This is a genomic window from Pseudomonas sp. R1-43-08 (genome assembly GCF_003852255.1).
In the GTDB taxonomy this organism is placed as follows: Bacteria; Pseudomonadota; Gammaproteobacteria; order Pseudomonadales; family Pseudomonadaceae; genus Aquipseudomonas.
In genome coordinates, this window is record NZ_CP027734.1 from 5,123,783 (window position 1) to 5,141,661 (window position 17,879).

17 protein-coding genes are annotated in these 17,879 nt (G+C 62.3%); 10 read left to right on the top strand and 7 right to left on the bottom strand.

Annotation, left to right across the window (positions count from 1 at the left end):
* The first annotated feature begins 40 nt into the window (after window positions 1–40).
* The 8 genes from C4J87_RS23595 (at window position 41) to C4J87_RS23635 (ending at window position 9,079) form a co-directional block, all read left to right on the top strand.
* Window positions 41–1,963: a putative nucleotidyltransferase substrate binding domain-containing protein gene (locus tag C4J87_RS23595; protein WP_124368596.1), complete on the top strand. Its 1,923-nt coding sequence runs from the start codon at window positions 41–43 to the stop codon at window positions 1,961–1,963.
* On the top strand, window positions 1,960–2,667 hold the full coding sequence (locus tag C4J87_RS23600) for a PolC-type DNA polymerase III (RefSeq protein ID WP_124368597.1): 708 nt from the start codon (window positions 1,960–1,962) through the stop codon (window positions 2,665–2,667). The genes C4J87_RS23595 and C4J87_RS23600 overlap by 4 nt, the downstream gene beginning before the upstream one ends.
* A gap of 138 nt (window positions 2,668–2,805) precedes the next feature.
* Window positions 2,806–3,324 (top strand): RNA polymerase sigma factor, encoded by a 519-nt coding sequence (locus C4J87_RS23610; protein ID WP_124364692.1) that lies wholly within the window; start codon window positions 2,806–2,808, stop codon window positions 3,322–3,324.
* Window positions 3,321–4,289, top strand: coding sequence for a FecR domain-containing protein (locus C4J87_RS23615; protein WP_124368599.1), 969 nt, complete (start codon window positions 3,321–3,323; stop codon window positions 4,287–4,289). Before C4J87_RS23610 ends, C4J87_RS23615 begins: the two co-directional genes overlap by 4 nt.
* Window positions 4,290–4,495: 206 nt before the next feature.
* Entirely contained in the window at window positions 4,496–6,925 is a 2,430-nt protein-coding gene (locus tag C4J87_RS23620) for a TonB-dependent siderophore receptor (RefSeq protein WP_124368600.1), read from the top strand.
* Window positions 6,926–6,988: 63 nt separating this feature from the next.
* Window positions 6,989–8,092 carry a PepSY domain-containing protein gene (locus C4J87_RS23625; protein ID WP_124368601.1) on the top strand — a complete coding sequence of 368 codons (1,104 nt, stop codon included), beginning with the start codon at window positions 6,989–6,991 and terminating at the stop codon, window positions 8,090–8,092.
* Window positions 8,089–8,271, top strand: coding sequence for a hypothetical protein (locus tag C4J87_RS23630; RefSeq protein ID WP_124368602.1), 183 nt, complete (start codon window positions 8,089–8,091; stop codon window positions 8,269–8,271). Before C4J87_RS23625 ends, C4J87_RS23630 begins: the two co-directional genes overlap by 4 nt.
* A 178-nt stretch (window positions 8,272–8,449) precedes the next feature.
* On the top strand, window positions 8,450–9,079 hold the full coding sequence (locus C4J87_RS23635) for a glutathione S-transferase N-terminal domain-containing protein (RefSeq protein ID WP_124368603.1): 630 nt from the start codon (window positions 8,450–8,452) through the stop codon (window positions 9,077–9,079).
* A 174-nt stretch (window positions 9,080–9,253) separates the two neighbouring features.
* Here C4J87_RS23635 and creD read toward each other — a convergent pair whose 3' ends face one another.
* The 4 genes from creD to C4J87_RS23655 are packed head-to-tail and all read right to left on the bottom strand — an operon-like array spanning window position 9,254 to window position 13,236.
* A complete protein-coding gene (gene creD / locus C4J87_RS23640; RefSeq protein ID WP_124368604.1) occupies window positions 9,254–10,603 on the bottom strand; it encodes a cell envelope integrity protein CreD in 1,350 nt (449 codons plus the stop codon).
* A gap of 51 nt (window positions 10,604–10,654) precedes the next feature.
* Complete coding sequence (gene creC / locus C4J87_RS23645; RefSeq protein ID WP_124368605.1) at window positions 10,655–12,094, bottom strand: two-component system sensor histidine kinase CreC; 1,440 nt, start codon at window positions 12,092–12,094, stop codon at window positions 10,655–10,657.
* Entirely contained in the window at window positions 12,094–12,762 is a 669-nt protein-coding gene (gene creB, locus C4J87_RS23650; protein ID WP_124368606.1) for a two-component system response regulator CreB, read from the bottom strand. Before creB ends, creC begins: the two co-directional genes overlap by 1 nt.
* Window positions 12,763–12,771: 9 nt before the next feature.
* On the bottom strand, window positions 12,772–13,236 hold the full coding sequence (locus tag C4J87_RS23655; protein WP_124369028.1) for an ATP-dependent zinc protease: 465 nt from the start codon (window positions 13,234–13,236) through the stop codon (window positions 12,772–12,774).
* A 222-nt stretch (window positions 13,237–13,458) separates the two neighbouring features.
* On the opposite strand from C4J87_RS23655, the gene C4J87_RS23660 reads away from it, so the two are divergent.
* Entirely contained in the window at window positions 13,459–14,346 is an 888-nt protein-coding gene (locus C4J87_RS23660) for an acyltransferase (RefSeq protein ID WP_124364701.1), read from the top strand.
* Here C4J87_RS23660 and C4J87_RS23665 read toward each other — a convergent pair.
* The gene (locus C4J87_RS23665) at window positions 14,343–14,915 is read right to left on the bottom strand and encodes a DUF2780 domain-containing protein (RefSeq protein WP_124364702.1); all 573 of its coding nucleotides are present in this window, start codon (window positions 14,913–14,915) and stop codon (window positions 14,343–14,345) included. The genes C4J87_RS23660 and C4J87_RS23665 overlap by 4 nt on opposite strands.
* 125 nt (window positions 14,916–15,040) lie before the next feature.
* On the opposite strand from C4J87_RS23665, the gene C4J87_RS23670 reads away from it, so the two are divergent.
* Entirely contained in the window at window positions 15,041–15,499 is a 459-nt protein-coding gene (locus C4J87_RS23670; protein WP_124368607.1) for an anti-sigma factor domain-containing protein, read from the top strand.
* Between the two features lie 140 nt (window positions 15,500–15,639).
* Here C4J87_RS23670 and fdhA read toward each other — a convergent pair whose 3' ends face one another.
* Window positions 15,640–16,839, bottom strand: a complete 1,200-nt coding sequence (gene fdhA / locus C4J87_RS23675) for a formaldehyde dehydrogenase, glutathione-independent (protein ID WP_065885453.1) — start codon at window positions 16,837–16,839, stop codon at window positions 15,640–15,642.
* A gap of 137 nt (window positions 16,840–16,976) precedes the next feature.
* The gene (purU, locus tag C4J87_RS23680) at window positions 16,977–17,834 is read right to left on the bottom strand and encodes a formyltetrahydrofolate deformylase (protein WP_124364704.1); all 858 of its coding nucleotides are present in this window, start codon (window positions 17,832–17,834) and stop codon (window positions 16,977–16,979) included.
* Window positions 17,835–17,879 lie beyond the last annotated feature (45 nt).

The window sequence follows — 17,879 nt, forward strand, 5'->3', positions numbered from 1 at the left end:
CATGCAGCACGATAACGACAAAAAAACTGCGGTCACTGTTATGAGTAAAGCTGATGCTTTCACGCAGGCGGGTAAAACCGCCGTGTTGCAGAACATCCATGGCACTTTGCAATTCCTGCAACGCTTCCCTCCATTCAATCAGATGGAGCAGGCGCACCTGGCGTTTCTGGTGGAACAGTGCCAACTGCGCTTCTATGGCCCCGGCGACAGCATCCTCAAACCGTCGGGCGGGCCGGTCGAGCATTTTTATATCGTCAAGCAGGGCCGCGTGGTCGGCGAGCGCCCGGACTCGGCAGATACCACGTTCGAAATCACCACCGGCGAGTGCTTCCCCCTCGCCGCCTTGCTCGGCGAACGCGCCACCCGCACCGAGCACAAAGCCGCCGAGGACACCTTCTGCCTGCAGCTGAACAAGATGGCGTTCATCAAGCTGTTCGCCCTGTCCAGCCCGTTTCGGGATTTTGCCCTGCGCGGTGTCAGCAGCCTGCTTGATCAGGTCAACCAGCAGGTGCAGCAAAAAGCCGTGGAAACCCTCGGCACCCAATATTCCCTGAACACGCGCCTGGGGGAACTGGCCATGCGCCATCCCGTCACCTGCAGCCCGGACACCGCGCTGCGCGAAGCGGTGAGGCTGATGCACGAGCAGCAGGTCGGCAGCATTGTGATTGTCGATGAGCACAAGGCGCCGCTGGGCATCTTCACCTTGCGTGACCTGCGCCAGGTAGTGGCCGACGGTACCGGTGATTTCAGTCAAGGCATAGCCGGCCATATGACCCAGGCACCGTTTTTCTTGTCCCCGGACCACAGCGCGTTCGACGCGGCGATCGCCATGACCGAGCGGCATATCGCCCATGTATGCCTGGTGCAGGACCGGCGCCTGTGTGGCGTGGTATCGGAGCGCGATCTGTTTTCCCTGCAGCGCGTCGACCTGGTGCACCTGGCGCGGACCATCCGCAACGCGTCCCGGGTGGAACAGCTGGTGGCGATCCGCGGCGAAATCGGCCAACTGGTCGAGCGCATGCTGGCCCACGGCGCTTCGTCGACCCAGATCACTCACATCATTACCTTGCTCAACGATCACACCGTGTGCCGGGTCATTGAGCTGACCCTGGCGGAAAGAGGCGACCCCGGCGTGCCCTTCAGTTGGCTGTGTTTTGGCAGCGAAGGTCGCCGCGAACAGACGCTGTACACCGACCAGGACAACGGCATCCTGTTCGAGGCCAAAGACGCCGTGGAGGCCGCCGACATTCGCGAGCGCCTGCTGCCCCTGGCGCAACAGATCAACCAGAGCCTGGCGCTGTGCGGCTTCAGCCTGTGCAAGGGCAATATCATGGCCGGCAACCCGGAACTGTGCCTGTCGCGGGCCGAGTGGGCGCGGCGGTTTGGCGCCTTCATTCGCGAGGCGACGCCGGAGAACCTGCTGGGGTCGAGCATCTATTTCGATTTGCGGGTGGTGTGGGGCGACGAGCAGGGTTGCGAGCAACTGCGCCAGGGCATTCTGGATCAGGTGGCGGACAACCGATTGTTCCAGCGCATGCTGGCCGAGAATGCCCTACGCCAACGCCCACCCGTGGGGCGCTTTCGCGAGTTCGTGCTGACGCGCAAAAGCGGGGAAAAGGCCACCCTTGATCTCAAGGTGCAGGGCCTCACGCCGTTTGTGGACGGTGCGCGCCTGCTGGCCCTGGCCCACGGCGTGCATGCCAACAACACCCTGGAGCGGCTGCGCCAGTTGGTCGCCAAAGGCGTGATCGAGCCGCTGGACGGCGCCGCGTATGAGGAGGCCTATCACTTCATCCAGCAAACCCGCATGCAGCAGCACCAGGTACAGACGCGGGAAAACCAGCCGTATTCCAACCGCGTCGATCCGGACAGCCTCAATCACCTGGACCGTCGCATCCTGCGCGAATCCCTGCGTCAGGCCCAGCGCCTGCAAAGCAGCCTGACCTTGCGCTATCAACTGTGAGCCTGTTCAGTTGGCTGCGCGCGAAAAAACCCAGGCTCGACGCGGCGCAGCAGCAGCGCCTGGCCGAGTTGCGCGGGCCCTCGGCGCTGGGCCATGGCACATTGCGCAGCCAGCGCTGGGTGGTGGTCGACCTGGAAACCAGCGGCCTGAACCTCAACCGTGACCAGGTGCTGTCCATCGGCGCCGTGGTGATCGAGGACGGGGCGGTGGACTTCTCGCAGATGTTCGAACGCACCCTGCAACGCACCGCCACCAAACTCAGCCCCAGCGTGTTGATCCACGGCCTCGGCCCCAGCGCCATCGCGGCCGGCAGCGACCCGGTGGACGCGCTGCTGGACTTCATGGCGTTCGTTGGCGACAGCCCGCTGCTGGCCTTCCATGCGCCGTTCGATCAACACATGCTGGGCCGGGCGCTGATGGACAGCCTGGGTTATCGCCTGACACACCCGTTTCTCGATGTGGCCGATATCGCCCCGCTGTTATGCCCTGAAGCGAACATCCGCGAGGCTGGGCTGGATGACTGGATCAGCCATTTCAAATTGCAGGTGGGCGAGCGCCATCACGCCAGCGCCGATGCACTGGCTACGGCGGAGCTGATGCTGATTCTGTTCAGCCGTGCGCGCCAGCAACACATCGACACGCCCCAGGCGCTGCAAGAGCGCTTGTCCCAGTGGAAGCGGCGTAAACAAGCTCCGTCTTTCTAGTGGACGCGGAGCGTCCGGGGCGGCATTCCCACGCAGAGCGTGGGAACGATCGCCCGACAGACGCCAATTGCGCCCATCCCACGCCTCTGACACAATCGCGAATAATTCTCGTTAGTTTAAACTTTATTCGGTGATGCCTTGTCGTCGGTCCAGCCCCCACACAGTGAGCTTGTTGGCGCGTTGTATCGCGACCATCGTGGCTGGCTGCTGGCCTGGCTGCGGCGCAACGTGGCCTGCCCGAGCCGCGCCGAAGACCTCAGCCAGGACACCTTCATGCGCCTGCTGGGCCGAGACGGGCTGCGCGCACCCCGCGAACCACGCGCCTTTCTGGTAGCGATTGCCAAGGGCTTGCTGTTCGATTATTTCCGCCGCGCCGCCCTGGAACAGGCCTACCTCACCGAATTGATGCTGATCCCGGAAAGCGAACACCCTTCGCCCGAAGAACAGCACCTGATCCTTGAAGACCTCAAGGCCATCGACCGCCTGCTCGGCACACTGTCGAGCAAAGCCCGCGCCGCGTTCCTCTATAACCGCCTCGACGGCATGGCCCATGCAGAAATCGCCCAGCGCCTGGGTGTCTCGGTGCCGCGTGTGCGCCAGTACCTGGCCCAGGGCATTCGCCAGTGCTACATCGCGCTGTATGGCGAGCCGACGTGACGCTGATCAGCTCCAAGCCGGTGTCGGCCCGCGTGCTGGACGCCGCGATTGCCTGGCAACTGTCCCTCGACGCAGGCGATGGCAGCGAGGTGGAACAGGAAGAATTCGCCAAATGGCTGGCCAGCGATGAAGAACACGCCCGCGCCTGGCGCCAGCTGGGCATGCTCGACCAGCGTTTCAGCGTAGCCTGCGGCCCTGCGCGGGCCGCGTTGTTGCAGTCGCGCGAAAGCGTTCGCCAGCGTATGCGCAAGCTGGGCCGTGGCCTGGCGAGCATTGCGCTGGTAGTTGGGCTGGCGTTGTTTGCCGGTGAGCGGTACGTGCCGATCCACTATTGGCTGGCCGATCAACGCACCGCCACCGGCGAGCAGCGCACACTCACGCTGGCTGACGGCACCCGGATCACGCTCAATACCCACAGCGCAATTGACGTGCGTTTCGACGATAAGCACCGTTTGATTGTGTTGCAGGAAGGCGAAATTTTCGTCGAGACCGGCCACAACGATGCGCGCCCGTTCTCTGTCCAGACCCGCGACGGCAACCTGCGGGCGTTGGGGACGCGGTTCATCGTCAGGCGCGAAGATCACGCCACGCGCCTGAGCGTGCTGCAATCGGCCGTGGCCGCCCAGCCCCAGGCACTGCATCAGGAGCAGGTGTTCAAGCAAGGCCAGCAAGTGCTGATGCGCAGCGATGGCCTGGGCCCTTTGCTTGCCGTGCCCCCGGCCACCGATGCCTGGACCCGCGGCATGCTGGTCGTCGACAACGCCCGCCTGGGCGATGTGGTGGCGGAACTCGGCCGGTATCGCACCGGCCATCTGGGCGTGGATGACAACGTGGCCGACCTGCGCATCACCGGCAGCTTCCCACTGCACGACACCACCCTGGCGCTCAATGCGCTGTTGCCCACACTGCCGGTGCAGATCGAGCAGCACACGCCGTGGTGGGTGACCGTCACGGGTAAGCCTTAGGGTTTGCAGTGCCTGGGCGATCGCTATCGGGAGCAAGCCCCCTCCCACATTTTGAATGTATTCACAAATCAAAGTGTGGGAGGGGGCTTGCCCCCGATGAGGCCCTCAAGAACACCACCAAAAAATATTTTCACCCCGCCCTATCACTTTCCAATTCTCGTCCGGCACCTAGGCAATTGAGAAATATTTCCATTCAGGAGCCGCCCATGTCCCGCACGCTAGACACTTTGTTGCGCCCCAGCCTGTTAGCCGTGGCGATTGCCCTCGGCGCCCCGCTGCTCAGCGCCCCGCTGATCGCTGCCGAACAGGCCACCAGCGTGCGCGCCTACAACCTGGCGCCCGCCCCACTGGCCTCCACCCTGAACCAGATCGCCAGCCAGGCCGGCCTCGCCCTCACCCTCAACCCGGCGCTCGCCGCCGGCAAGACCTCTGCCCCGGTCAAAGGCCAGTTCGACGCCCAGGGTGCGTTGCGTGAAGCGTTGCGGGGCACGGGGTTACAGTTGGAGCAGAGCAGCGCCGGGACGTTTACGTTGGTGGCAATTGCAGATGGTGTCGTGGCGCTGCCGGAGACGAGCATTATTGGTCAGGGCAGTTATGAGAGCGCGTGGGGGCCGGTCGACGGTTACCTGGCGAAACGCACCGCCGCCGGCAGCAAGACAGACACGGCCCTGGTCGAGGCGCCGCGTTCCATCTCCGTGGCGACCCGCGAGCAAATGCAGGATCGCAACGTGCAGAACCTCGACGACGCCGTCAAATACATGCCCGGCATCGTCTCCGCCAGCTACGGCAGCGACACCCGTTATGACTGGATGCGCGTACGCGGTTTCGAGCCCACCCAGTTCCTTGACGGCCTGCCGCTGCCCCGTGGCGTGTACGCCAACCCGAAAGCCGAAACCTGGAACCTGGATCGCCTCGCTTTGCTGCGCGGCCCGGCTTCGTCGGTCTATGGTCAGACCCCGCCGGGCGGCCTGTTGGACATGGTCAGCCGCCGCCCCAGCGCAGAATCGAGCCACGCTGTCCAAGTGCAGTACGGCAGTGACAACTACCGCCAGATCAATTTCGAAAGCACTGGCAAGATCGATGATGAAGGCCAGTTTCTCTACAGCCTTGGCGGCGTGGTGCGCGATGCCGGTACCCAGGTCGATCACATCGACAACAAGCGCTACAACATCGCGCCAAGCCTGACCTGGAATATCGACACCGATACCAAGCTGACTTTCCTGTCGCAGTTCACCCGTGACGATACGGGCACCACCAGCCAGTTCCTGCCGATCCAGGGCACCAAGATCAAATCGCCGCTGGGCGACGTTTCCCACCACAAGAACCTCGGTGACCCCGATTACGAGTTCTACGACCGAACCTACTACGCGCTGGGCTATGCCTTCGAACACCGTTTCAACGACACCTGGCAGTTCAAACAGAACCTGCGCTACACCAAGTCGGAACTGGCTTTCCAACAATTGACCGTGGGCTCGTTCGCCTACTCGCCAGCGGACGCGGCCGGCAATATCAGCCGCTCGTCGACCAACGTGAACGAGGACATCAGCCAGTTCGCGGTGGATAACAATTTCCAGGCGGACTTCGCCACCGGCGATATCACCCACACGTTACTGCTGGGCCTGGATCACCAGCGCACCGATACCTCATACCTGTCGATCTTTGGCCCCGCCGGAACAGTCAATATCTTCAACCCGATCAATACCCAGCCGGTCGTGCGGCCAGCGCGCTCCACGGCGTTCTATGACTACAACCAGAAAACCGTGCAGACAGGGCTGTACGTCCAGGACCAGATGGCACTCGACAACTGGCGCCTGACCCTGGGCGGTCGTGAAGACTGGGTGCACCAAGGCACCACGTACTTCAACAAGAACGATGCGACCAACACCGACCGCAGCAAGAACTTTAGTGGCAACGCGGCGCTGAGCTATGTGTTCGACTCGGGCTTCGTACCGTATATCTCCTACGCCGAATCGTTCCAACCGGCGAGCAACGCCAGCGTCTCCCCTACAGAATCGTATAAGCCCACCGAGGGCAAGCAGTGGGAACTGGGGGTCAAGTATCAGCCGCCGGGCTCGAACACGCTGCTGAGTGCGGCGGTGTATGACCTCACTCAGAAAAACGTGCTGGTCACCAGCTTCCAGTCCGGTGGCGTGTCACTCACCGACCAGACCGGCGAAGTGAAGGTCAAGGGCCTGGAGCTGGAGGCTATCTCTGACGTAACCGAAAACCTCAAGGTAATCGCGGCGTATACCCTGGCCAAATCCGAAGTGCAAAAAGGTGACTTCAAAGGCAACCGCCTGCAACTGATGCCAAACCAGCAAGCCTCCCTGTGGACCGACTACACCTGGCACACCGGCGCACTGGATGGGTTCGGCATTGGTTTTGGCGCCCGCTACACCGGCAATACCTATGGCGACCAGGCCAATACCTGGTCCGGCAAAGCCAACGCCTACACCGTATTCGACGGCGCCGTGCACTACGACCTCGGCCGCCTGGACAACAGCCTCAAGGGCGCGTCGGTGAAAGTGAACGCGACCAACCTGTTCAACAAGGATTACATTTCCACCTGTGACGGTTCCTACTGCTACTTCGGCGACCAACGCAGCGTCGTCGCCAGTGCCACCTACCAGTGGTAATCGGCTGAGTTAACAACCGGGCCGCCCCACAGGGGCGGCTTTGGTGTGTCTGAAGGCTAGAACATGAAAAGCAAAACCATCCGCCGCTGGTCCTTCATCCACACCTGGACCAGCCTGATCTGCACCGTATTCCTGCTGCTGCTCGCCCTAACCGGCTTGCCGCTGGTGTTTCACCACGAGATCGACCATCTGCTGGGCAACGAGCCGCAGCTCAAGCAGATGCCCGCCGGGACGCCGCAACTCAACCTGGAGCAACTGGTGACCAAGGCCCAGGCCCATCGACCAGGCGAGGCCATGCAGTACCTGGCGTGGGATGAGGACGACCAGAACGGTGTGATCGCGATCATGGCCGCCACGGCCGGCACCGAGCCGAATTCGTCCCACACCTTCATGCTGGATGCGCGTACCGGCGAAGCGGTGGAAATGCCCTCCGCCAATGGTGGGCTCACCCTGTTCCTGCTGCGCCTGCATGTGGACATGTTCGCCGGGCTGCCAGGCAAGCTGTTGCTGGCGTTTATGGGGGTTCTGTTCGTGCTGGCGATCGTCTCGGGCACGGTGTTGTACCTGCCGTTCATGCGCCGTTTGAAGTTCGCCACCGTGCGCCAAAACAAGTCCACTCGCCTGCGCTGGCTCGACCTGCACAACCTGATCGGCGTGGTCACCCTGACGTGGGCACTGGTGGTGGGCGTGACCGGTGTGATCAGCGCCTGCGCCGACCTGATCATCGCCGCCTGGCGCGAGGACGCCCTCAGCGCCATGATCGAACCCTATAAAAACGCCCCGCCGCTGACCCAGCGCGCACCGGCCAGCGAATTGCTGAGCATCGCCGCCAATGCCGCGCCCGGCATGCAAGCGGACTTCATCGCCTTCCCCGGCACGCGCTTTTCCAGCGAACATCACTACGCCGTGTTCATGAAGGGCAGCACCCACCTCACTTCCCATCTGCTCACCCCGGTATTGATCGACGCCCGCACCCTGGCCGTGACCGCCATCGCCGCACGGCCCTGGTACATGGACGCCATGGGCATGTCCCAGCCGCTGCACTTCGGTGACTACGGCGGCATGCCGATGAAAATCCTCTGGGCGGTGCTGGATGTGTTGACCATCATCGTGCTGGTCAGCGGGATTTACCTGTGGATAGTGCGGCGCAAGGCGGGTAAGGCATGAAGCCCCGGCAGTCGAGTTTCTGGAAAGTGTTTGGCATTCCGCTGGGGATTGGCCTGCTCAGCGCCGCCGGGTTGTTTGCGGCGTTGCTGGGGGATGGGGGGTGGGATGTGTTGAGTTGGGTCGGGTTGGGCGTTCCTGCTGGCATTGGTGCATGGGCGTTGTTCAAGCGGCGCGGCTGAGGGCGCTATCGGGGGCAAGCCCCCTCCCACACTTGAATTGTGAACACTGTTAAATGTGGGAGGGGCGGTGCGACGATTCGACTTGCTCCCGATGAGGCCTTCAAAACCACCAAAAATCTCCCTCGCCAGCCACGGCGCAAGCCTCTAGGCTAGCCACATCCCATTTCGAGGAATGCCCATGTCCGCCCCCAGCATGACCTTGTTCCACAACCCCGCGTCGCCGTTCGTGCGCAAAGTCCGCGTGCTGCTGATCGAGACCGGCCAGCAGGACCGTGTGGCCCTGCATGCCTGTATGCCCACCCCCGTCAACCCGGATGCACATGTGGTGCAAGGCAACCCGGTCGGCAAGATCCCGGCCCTGCGCCTGGCCGACGGTTCGGTACTGCATGACAGCCGGGTGATCCTCGATTACTTCGACCACCAGCACGTCGGCAACCCGCTGATCCCCCGCGACGGTGCGGCCCGCTGGCGCCGCCTGACTCTGGCCTCGATGGCCGACGGGATCATGGATGCCGCCGTGCTGGTGCGCTACGAGACTGCGATGCGCCCGGTGGAGAAACATTGGGACCAGTGGCTGGACGAGCAGCGCAACAAGATGCGGCGCGCACTGGCCGAGCTGGAAGCCGAGGCGATTGCCGAACTGGCCAGCCACTTCGACATCGCCGCGATCAGCGTGGCCTGTGCCTTGGGCTACCTCGACTTCCGCCATCCCGACCTGCAATGGCGCGTGGATAACCCCAGGCTTGCCGCCTGGTACGCCGAGGTCAGCCAGCGGCCTTCGATGCAGCAGACCCAACCGCCCGCCTGATGTTCACGCAAACCCCATGTGGGAGGGGGCTTGCCCCCGATTGCGGTGTGTCATTGAGCACATCTGTTTCTGAACCACCGCTATCGGGGGCAAGCCCCCTCCCACATTGAGCGGCGGTGTGATTGAGGACGTCGATCATCCTGGCCTTCATTTGCTGATCTTCGCGCAACCCGATCATTGCACCGCCTCCGCCTTGCGCTTGCCCACGCCATACCAATCCAGTCTGCGCGTCAGCACCATCACCGTGCCCAGCAGGCTGAACAGCAACAACGAGCCCATCAGCAACGCGTAATCCTCGGCACTCAGCAACCCGTACAACAGCCCATACAACGCCGCCAAGCCCACCGAAAAGCCCAGGCCGTGGATCACGCTGCGCAGCACATGGCACACGTAGAAGCCGATCAACAACACGCAGGCGCTGGCCGATATCAGGTACGCCAAGGCAAACCCCAGATGCTCGGACAGCGACAACAGCAGCAGGTAGAAGAACGCCAATGCAAAGCCCACCAAGGCGTACTGGATGGGGTGCACGGCCAGGCTCTTGAGCACTTCGAACAGGAAGAAGCCGGCAAAGGTCAGGGCGATGAACAGCAGCGCGTATTTGATCGCGCGTTCGCTCTTGAGGTACTGGTCCACCGGGTCGATGAAGTTCACGCCGAAGCTGCGGTTATTGAAGTCATCACAACCCTGGCGGTCCAGGCAGGTTTGCAGGGCCTGCTCGAGGTTGGTTGCGAAGAACGAGGTTTGCCAGTGGGCGGTAAAGCCCTTGTCGGTGACGTCCCGCTGCGCCGGCAGGAAGTTGCCGATAAAGCTTGGGTGCGGCCAGTTGGAGGCAAGTGATACCTGGCTGGTCTTGCCCACGGGCACCACCTGCAGTTGTTCAGTGCCCTGCAGGCGCAGGTCGAAGGCGAAATCCACGGTGGCGGGTTTCCGGCTGTCCTGGTCGGGCAGCAGCACATGCACGCCCTCTCCCAGCCAGTCCACCAGGGAGCCCGGCGCGAATTCCAGGCGCTGATCGCCCAGCTCCAGCGTCAGCGCATTTTCGATGCCGCGAATATCGCTGATGCCCATCGCCAGAAACGCCGGTTCAAAACGGTAGTCTGCGAAGTTTTCCGTGATGCCCAGTTGTGCAGGCAGTTGGAAACGTCCACTGATGCGGTTGTCGGCATGAAACAACCGCGCCTGGTAGATGCCCCGTGCGCGCAGCTCGGTCTGCACCTGGCCGTCGAGCTCAAAGCGCTCCGGCAGGAAATACAAACGGCCGCGCTCCTCGCGGGTTTCTTCGTAGCGTTTGTTGAGTTTTTCATTGAGCTTCCATTCGCGCACCGTCTTGCGATAAGGCACCACCATCACCGGGCCGGTGAGGCGCTGCGCGAAGCTGGAACTGCGGGCGATGTCCATCAGTACGCCGTCGCGCAGTTGCTGGCGGTCGCTGATGATGCCGTTGATCATCAGCAACGGAATCAGCAACAGCAGGATCAGCAGCGCAATCGCGCCAAGTTTGAAAAGCAGGCTGCGGTTCATGGGACTCTCCCTGTTTTGATAAGGAGAGTCTGGGCAGCCTGTGTGGGGGATTTATGTGGGCAGTGTGGAGATTGTGTGGAGATGCAGCACCACCTCCACGCCACCCGGTACGTTGCCGATTTGCAGCGCGCCGCCGTGCAGCTTCATCACTTCTTCGACAAAGTTAAGGCCCAGGCCGGTGCTTTTGCGCCCGCTGGCCGGACGCGGCAGGGAATAGAAACGCTCGCTCAGGCGCGGCAAGGCGTAATCCGGAATCGGCGCGGCCTGGTTGAACAGGCTCACCCGAACGTCGTTGTGCCGCACCTGCGCACTGAACCGCAGTTCGCCGCCGGGCGGGGTGAAGTCCAGGGCGTTGTCCAGCAGGTTGCCCAGGGCCTGGCGCAGCAGGAAGGGTTCGCCAAACACCCGCACATCGGCGCCGATACTTTGCTCGACCTGCAGGCCGGCGCTTTCGATCCGCGCACATTGCGCCTTGAGTACATCATCGACCAGGCCCGCCAGCGCGATACTCGATTGTTCTTCCAGCCCCTGGCGTTGCTCCACCTGTGCCAGGTTCAACAACCGCTCGATCAGCTGCTGCAGGCGTGCGCTTTCGCTGTCGATATTGCCGACAAAACGCTGCTGCTGTTCGCGGGTCATGTCGCCCTGCAGCAACTCCGCCGCGCCGCGAATGGCCGCCAGTGGGCTTTTCAGTTCGTGGGTCAGGGTGTGCACGTAATGTTCGACATAGGCTTTGCCCTCCAGCTGCGTGCGCATGTGTTCGACAGCGGTGGACAGCTGCTTGAGCTCGCCGCCACGGTAATGGGGCAACTCGGCCCGACGCCCTTCGCTGACGGCCTCGGCATAGGCGGTCAAGCGCTTCAGGGCGACGCTCAGCCACCAAGACAACAGTGCGCCCAGCAGCAGGCCCAGAGTCACCAGCCCGGCGCCATACCACAGCAGGCGCCGCTCGGTGCGGTCGACGTAGGGCTGTAACGAGCTATTGGGCTTGGCCACGGTCACCACGCCGATAATCCGGCCGTCGTCGCGAATCGGCGCGCCCACGTGCATCACCGACGAGGTTGGGTCATCCGCTTCGTTGCGGGTTGAGCGAGCACCGTACTCACCGCGCAGGGTCAGGTACACGTCGTTCCACCTGGAATAGTCCTGGCCCACCGCCTCGCCCGTGGAGTCGAGCAATACCGTGCCCTTGGCGTCGGTGACATAGATGCGGTGGTTGACCTGGTTCTTCGGCAGGCCCCAGATGACCGCACCCGGCTGACGATTGCCATACGCCTTGAGCACCTGCGGCCAGTGGCTCTGGCCGAGGGTGCCGTTCTTCACATCGGTGCGCAGGATTTCGGCGAGCAGGTTGGCGGTGTCCACCAGGGTTTCTTCGGTGGACTGGCGTACGCCGGGGCGGATTTCCTTCATCACTGTGTTGAGCACAAAGTAACCGGTCAGGCCGATAAACAGCGCGTAAACCAGGAAAATCCGCAGCCCCAGGCGCATCAGCTATGGCTCGGGCTGTAGCTGTAACCCAGGCCGCGATGCGTCTGGATCGGTTCGGCATCGGCGGCCACGCTGCGCAACTTGCTGCGCAGGCTTTTGATATGGCTGTCGATATTGCGCTCATAGCCGGCGTCGGCGGGTACGCCCACGGCGTCCAGCAGTTGCTCGCGGCTGAACACACGTTCGGGTTGTTCCAGCAGGCTTTGCAGCAGGCGGAATTCGTGACGCGTCAGGCTCAGCGGCTGGCTGCGATAGTGGATTTGCATGCGTTCCAGGTCGACCTGGAACACCGCAGGCGCCACAGTCGGGCCGACCCGCTTGAGAATCGCCCGCACCCTGGCCGCCACTTCACGCGGGCTGAAGGGCTTGACCACGTAATCGTCGGCGCCGATTTCCAGCCCCACCACCCGGTCGATCTCGCCATCGCGCGCGCTGAGGAACATCACCGGCACTTCGCTGAACCGGCGCAGTCGCTTGCAGGTTTCAAAACCGCTGATGTCGGGCAGGCCGATGTCGAGGATGATCAAGTCGGCCGGGGTTTGGCGCTGATGCTCCAGCGCCGCCTGGCCCAGGCTCAGCCAGGTGGTGCTAAAGCCCTCGCCTTGCAGGGCGAAGATCAGCGTGTCGGCAATCGCCGCTTCGTCTTCGACAATCAGGATATGCGGCATGTGGGTCCGTCAGCAGTCCGGTTTGTCGGCAGTGTAACGACGGGCCGGGTTTACTGCTGCACCGAATTCACGCAAGGCCTTGGCGCCGATCAGCAGCGGATAATTGAAGCTGCTGCGGTCGGTAAGGTTGACCTCGACGGTACGCTTGACGTCACCCAGGCACATCTCCAGGTCGATCACCGGGCGCTTGGCCACACTGGCTTCGTCCTTGTCGTCATCTTCGTCGGCGCGGCTCTTGATCTTGCTGATGCGCGAGACCTTGTGCTCGTAGACTTTGTTGTCGGCGTCCTTGCCGCCGAGGCGGAAGCGTACCCAGTCGTCGCCATCACGGGTGAAGGTTTCGATATCGCGGGCCGACAACGAGGCGGTCAACGCGCCGGTGTCCATCTTGGCCTTGAAGGTCTGGCCGATTTCCGGCAGTTGAATGTATTCGTAGCGACCGTAGAGGGTCGGTTCGGCGGCCATCACAGGCATGGCGGTGATAACGGGAAAAACTAGGGCGAACGCGCCAAGGAACAATTTCACGGCATGATTTCCTCGAAAGAAGTGGACGGATTCTAGACCACACGCACGGCACTTAGTTGGATCACCGAGCATAACCGGCACGTTGTGAAACATTCGTACAGCCATTTGCGATTTGGCCTCTGGACGCACCTTGCTTATCATTGCCCGCCCACAGAATTTCAAGAGTTGCTTATGCGCCGCCTGCTCACCGGCTGTTTGGTCACACTGCTGCTGTTACTCAACACGCTGATTTTGATCGGCCCCTTGCTGGTGTTTGCCCTGCTAAAACTGGTGGCACCGGGCCGCTCGCGTGACTATGCGTCATCGGCGGTAATGTGGATCGCCGAGACCTGGGCCGAGATCGACAAGCTGATCTTCGCGGTGTGCATTCCCACCCAGTGGGATATTCGCGGCGGTGAGGACCTGCGGGGCGACACCTCTTACCTGGTCATCAGCAACCACCAGTCCTGGGTGGATATTCCAGCGCTGATCCAGGCATTGAACCGGCGCACGCCGTTCTTCAAATTCTTCCTGAAAAAAGAGCTGATCTGGGTGCCCTTCCTTGGCCTGGCCTGGTGGGCGCTGGATTATCCGTTCATGAAGCGCTACACCAAAGCGTACCTGGCCAAGCATCCGGAACTGGCCGGGCAGGACCTGAAGATCACCAAAGAGGCCTGCGAGCTGTTCAAGCGCCAGCCGGTGACGGTGGTCAACTACCTGGAAGGCACGCGGTTCAGCGAGGCTAAACGCAAGCAGCAGGACTCGCCGTTTAACCGACTGCTCAAACCGAAGGCGGGCGGCGTGGCCTTCGTGTTGGCGGCGCTGGGCGAGCAGTTGGATGCCGTCCTCGACGTGACCGTGGTGTACCCACAGCCAAAGATTCCAGGGTTCTGGGATTTGATCAGCGGCGCGGTGCCGAAGGTGATCGTGGATATCCGCACCCGTGAATTGGACGCGGCGTTGTGGCAGGGGGACTACGAGAACGATCCGGCGTTTCGCCTGACCGTCCAGAACTGGGTCAACCAGCTCTGGCGGGAGAAGGATGCGCGCATCGAGCAGCTGCGCGCGCAGCAGTCTTAGCTGCCGGTGCCCCAGGCCTGGGCCAGCTTGCCCAGCACAGAGCTATCGGCGCCCTGCCCACCCAGGTATTGCAGGATCACCGGGGCAAACTGACCGATCATGCCGCTGTCCATGCCCAGGGCGCTGAACGCGGTGTTCAAATCATTAGTGTTTTTCACGTTGCCCAGCAGGCCGTCCAGGCCGCTGGTCTTGCTGCCGCCGGCCTGGCCGAGCATCCCGCTCAAGGCACCCAGGCTGCCCAGGGCATTGTTACCCGACAGTTTATCGAGGCCCGGCACGCTATCGCCCAACTGCGAAAAGTCATTGCTGCTCAGCTTGTTCTTCGCCAGGCCCAGCATCGCGCCCGTGCCGCCGACGGCTTGCTCCGGGGTGATATTGAGTTGAGAGGTCAGGGCTGTCAGCAGGTCGGCCGTCTCCGATGTTGGAGCAGCGGCGGCGGCCTTGTTGTTGCCACCCTGCATGCCGGAAATGGCGTTGGCCGCATCGCCAAGGCTGAAGCCTGCGGCAAACACCGGGCTGGCGGCCACGGTCAACAGGCAGGAAAGGGCAAAACCGCGTGAAATCTTCATCAAGACAACCTCAGGAAATAGGTGCAAAAGCAGGCGTTGGACTGGGTATCCCGTCGGTTGTTCCGGAACCCATCGGGGATAAGCGGGTCTAGGAACTGACTACAAAATTTGTCAGGAAGAGACTTATGACTGCGATCCAACCCCAAGTGATTGAGCACAAGCCTGCCTTCTGGAGCCGCCCGCGTCTGTTCATCGGCGCCTGCGCCGTAGTGGCTGCCGGCATCGGCGGCGCGCTCTACACCCAGGACAGCATCAAATCCGCGGCGACGTTGGTGACGACGACCCAGCAGCCGGCCGCGCAAATCATGGCGCACAAGGATTATCTGGAAGTACAGCCGATTGCCGCCACGGCGCCTGCGCCCGACCAGAGCCTGGAGCTGTGGGCCATCCCCAAAGACGGCACGCCTGTGTCTCTGGGACTTTTGCCGGAAGATGGCAAAGGCATCATTGGCTTGAATCCACGCCAACAGGAAAGCATCAGCAAGCCGGTGGAGCTGATGGTGAGTTCGGAAACCAAGGGTGGCTCGCTGAGCAAGCAGCCAACCGGCCCGACCGTCTACCAGGGTGCGCTGGCCGCACGCTAAACACCCTAAATCCCTTGTGGGAGGGGGCTTGCTCCCGATAGCGGCAGGTCAGTCACAGCGGCACTGACTGAACCACCGCCATCGGGAGCAAGCCCCCTCCCACATTTGATTTTCAGTGGCTGGGACATTTGCCCAAGGCTTTATGCCGCGCTGAACAGCTTATGCGGGTCAATCACAAATTTCTTCGGCACACCCGCATCGAACTCGCCATAGCCACGTGGCGCGTCATCCAGGCTGATCACCTGCACGCCGACGATTTCAGCGATGTTGATACGGTCCCACATGATCGCCTGCATCAGCTGGCGGTTGTACTTCATCACCGGCGTCTGCCCGGTGTGGAAGCTGTGGGATTTGGCCCAACCCAGACCAAAACGAATGCTCAGGCTGCCCATTTTAGCGGCGGCATCGACAGCGCCTGGGTCTTCGGTGACGTAAAGGCCGGGGATACCGATCTTGCCCGCCACGCGCACCACGCCCATCAGTGAGTTGAGCACCGTGGCCGGGGCTTCGGCCTTGACGCCGTCATGGCCGTGGCCGCGTGCTTCAAAGCCTACGGCATCGACGGCGCAGTCCACTTCCGGCTCGCCGAGCAGCGCGGCAATCTGTTCGTGCAACGGCGTGTCGGTGGACAGGTCGGCGATTTCAAAGCCCTGGGCCTTGGCGTGGGCCAGGCGGATCGGGTTGACGTCACCGATGATCACGACCGCAGCGCCCAGCAGACGTGCTGACGCGGCAGCGGCGAGGCCGACCGGGCCGGCACCGGCGATGTAGACCGTGCTGCCTGGGCCAACGCCTGCCGTGACCGCACCGTGGTAGCCGGTCGGCAGGATGTCGGAGAGGCACGTCAGGTCACGGATTTTCTCCATCGCCTTGTCGCGGTCCGGCAGTTTGAGCAGGTTGAAGTCGGCGTAAGGCACCAGCGCGTATTCAGCCTGGCCACCGGTCCAGTCGCCCATGTCGACATAGCCGTAAGCGCCGCCCGGGCGCGCCGGGTTGACACTCAAGCACACGCCGGTGTGCATTTCCTTGCAGGAGCGGCAACGGCCGCACGCTACGTTGAAGGGCACCGACACCAGGTCACCGATCTTCAGGTTCTCGACGTCGCTGCCCTTCTCGATCACTTCGCCGGTGATTTCATGCCCCAGCACCAGGCCGGTCTGGGCGGTGGTGCGGCCGCGCACCATGTGTTGGTCGGAGCCGCAGATGTTGGTAGAGACCACGCGCAGGATGACGCCGTGCTCGATCTTCCTGCCACGGGGGTCCTGCATTTTGGGATAGTCGATTTTCTGTACTTCGACCTTGCCGTTGCCGAGATACACGACACCACGATTACCAGACATGCTTTCACCTCGCTGTTGTTTTTATGGAACTGCGTTGCCCTGTTAGGTGGGCAGCGCGTTTAAGTGCTCGGGTTACAGATGCTGTTTTTGCGTTGTTTTTGAGGGCCTCATCGGGGGCTTGCTCCCGATGGCGTCAGTCAAAGCACCACAGTTCTATTGGCGTTCAAAAACACCCGCCGCTCGATGTGATACCCCACCGCCCGCGCCAACGTGAGCCCTTCAATATCGCGCCCTTTGGCAATCAAATCCTCGGGATAGTGGCTGTGATCCACCACCTCCACGCCTTGGGCGATGATCGGGCCTTCATCCAGATCGTTGTTGATGTAATGCGCCGTGGCGCCGACCAGTTTCACGCCCTTGTTGTACGCCTGGTGATAGGGCTTGGCGCCCTTGAAGCCCGGCAGCAACGAGTGGTGGATGTTGATCGCCTTGCCGTCCAGCTTGCGGCACAGTTCCGGCGACAGCACCTGCATGTAGCGCGCAAGAATCACCAACTCGGCGCCGGTGTCTTCCACCACTTGCCACACCTGGCGCTCCTGGGACGGCTTGTCGTTGGGGTCCAGCGGGAAATGGAAGTAGGGAATCTGGTGCCAGTCGGCCAAGGGTTTCAGATCGGGGTGGTTGGACACCACCGCGACCACGTCCATCGACAATTGGCCGATGCGCTGGCGATACAGCAGGTCATTCAGGCAGTGGTCCGCCTTGGAGACCATGATCACCACTTTGGGCCGGTAGTTCGGCGCCGTCAGCTCGAAGATCATGCCAAAGGCTTCGCCGCGCGTGGCCAGGCCGTCGCGAAAGGCTTGCTCGTCAAAACCGTCCGGCTGGCGGAATTCCACACGGATGAAAAACCGGCCCGAGAGGCGGTCATCGAACGAGTGGTGCTCGGTGACGTAGCAGCCCTGCTCGAACAGGTAGCGGGTGACCGCGTCCACCGTGCCGAGCACGCTGGGGCAGTCGGCGGTCAAAATCCATGTATCGGGTGCGCGGCTCATTACGGTTGACTCCTTGATCGTTCCCACGCTCTGCGTGGGAATGCC

Excerpts from the sequence above, each read along its gene's own strand:
- C4J87_RS23625 (WP_124368601.1), top strand. The coding sequence starts at position 6,989 with ATGAAAAGCAAAACCATCCGCCGCTGGTCCTTCATCCACACCTGGACC.
- C4J87_RS23655 (WP_124369028.1), bottom strand. The coding sequence starts at position 13,236 with ATGCCTGTGATGGCCGCCGAACCGACCCTCTACGGTCGCTACGAATAC.
- C4J87_RS23670 (WP_124368607.1), top strand. The coding sequence starts at position 15,041 with ATGACTGCGATCCAACCCCAAGTGATTGAGCACAAGCCTGCCTTCTGG.
- C4J87_RS23635 (WP_124368603.1), top strand. The coding sequence starts at position 8,450 with ATGTCCGCCCCCAGCATGACCTTGTTCCACAACCCCGCGTCGCCGTTC.
- purU (WP_124364704.1), bottom strand. The coding sequence starts at position 17,834 with ATGAGCCGCGCACCCGATACATGGATTTTGACCGCCGACTGCCCCAGC.
- fdhA (WP_065885453.1), bottom strand. The coding sequence starts at position 16,839 with ATGTCTGGTAATCGTGGTGTCGTGTATCTCGGCAACGGCAAGGTCGAA.
- C4J87_RS23630 (WP_124368602.1), top strand. The coding sequence starts at position 8,089 with ATGAAGCCCCGGCAGTCGAGTTTCTGGAAAGTGTTTGGCATTCCGCTG.
- creB (WP_124368606.1), bottom strand. The coding sequence starts at position 12,762 with ATGCCGCATATCCTGATTGTCGAAGACGAAGCGGCGATTGCCGACACG.
- C4J87_RS23620 (WP_124368600.1), top strand. The coding sequence starts at position 4,496 with ATGTCCCGCACGCTAGACACTTTGTTGCGCCCCAGCCTGTTAGCCGTG.
- C4J87_RS23665 (WP_124364702.1), bottom strand. The coding sequence starts at position 14,915 with ATGAAGATTTCACGCGGTTTTGCCCTTTCCTGCCTGTTGACCGTGGCC.
- C4J87_RS23595 (WP_124368596.1), top strand. The coding sequence starts at position 41 with ATGAGTAAAGCTGATGCTTTCACGCAGGCGGGTAAAACCGCCGTGTTG.
- creD (WP_124368604.1), bottom strand. The coding sequence starts at position 10,603 with ATGAACCGCAGCCTGCTTTTCAAACTTGGCGCGATTGCGCTGCTGATC.
- C4J87_RS23660 (WP_124364701.1), top strand. The coding sequence starts at position 13,459 with ATGCGCCGCCTGCTCACCGGCTGTTTGGTCACACTGCTGCTGTTACTC.
- creC (WP_124368605.1), bottom strand. The coding sequence starts at position 12,094 with ATGCGCCTGGGGCTGCGGATTTTCCTGGTTTACGCGCTGTTTATCGGC.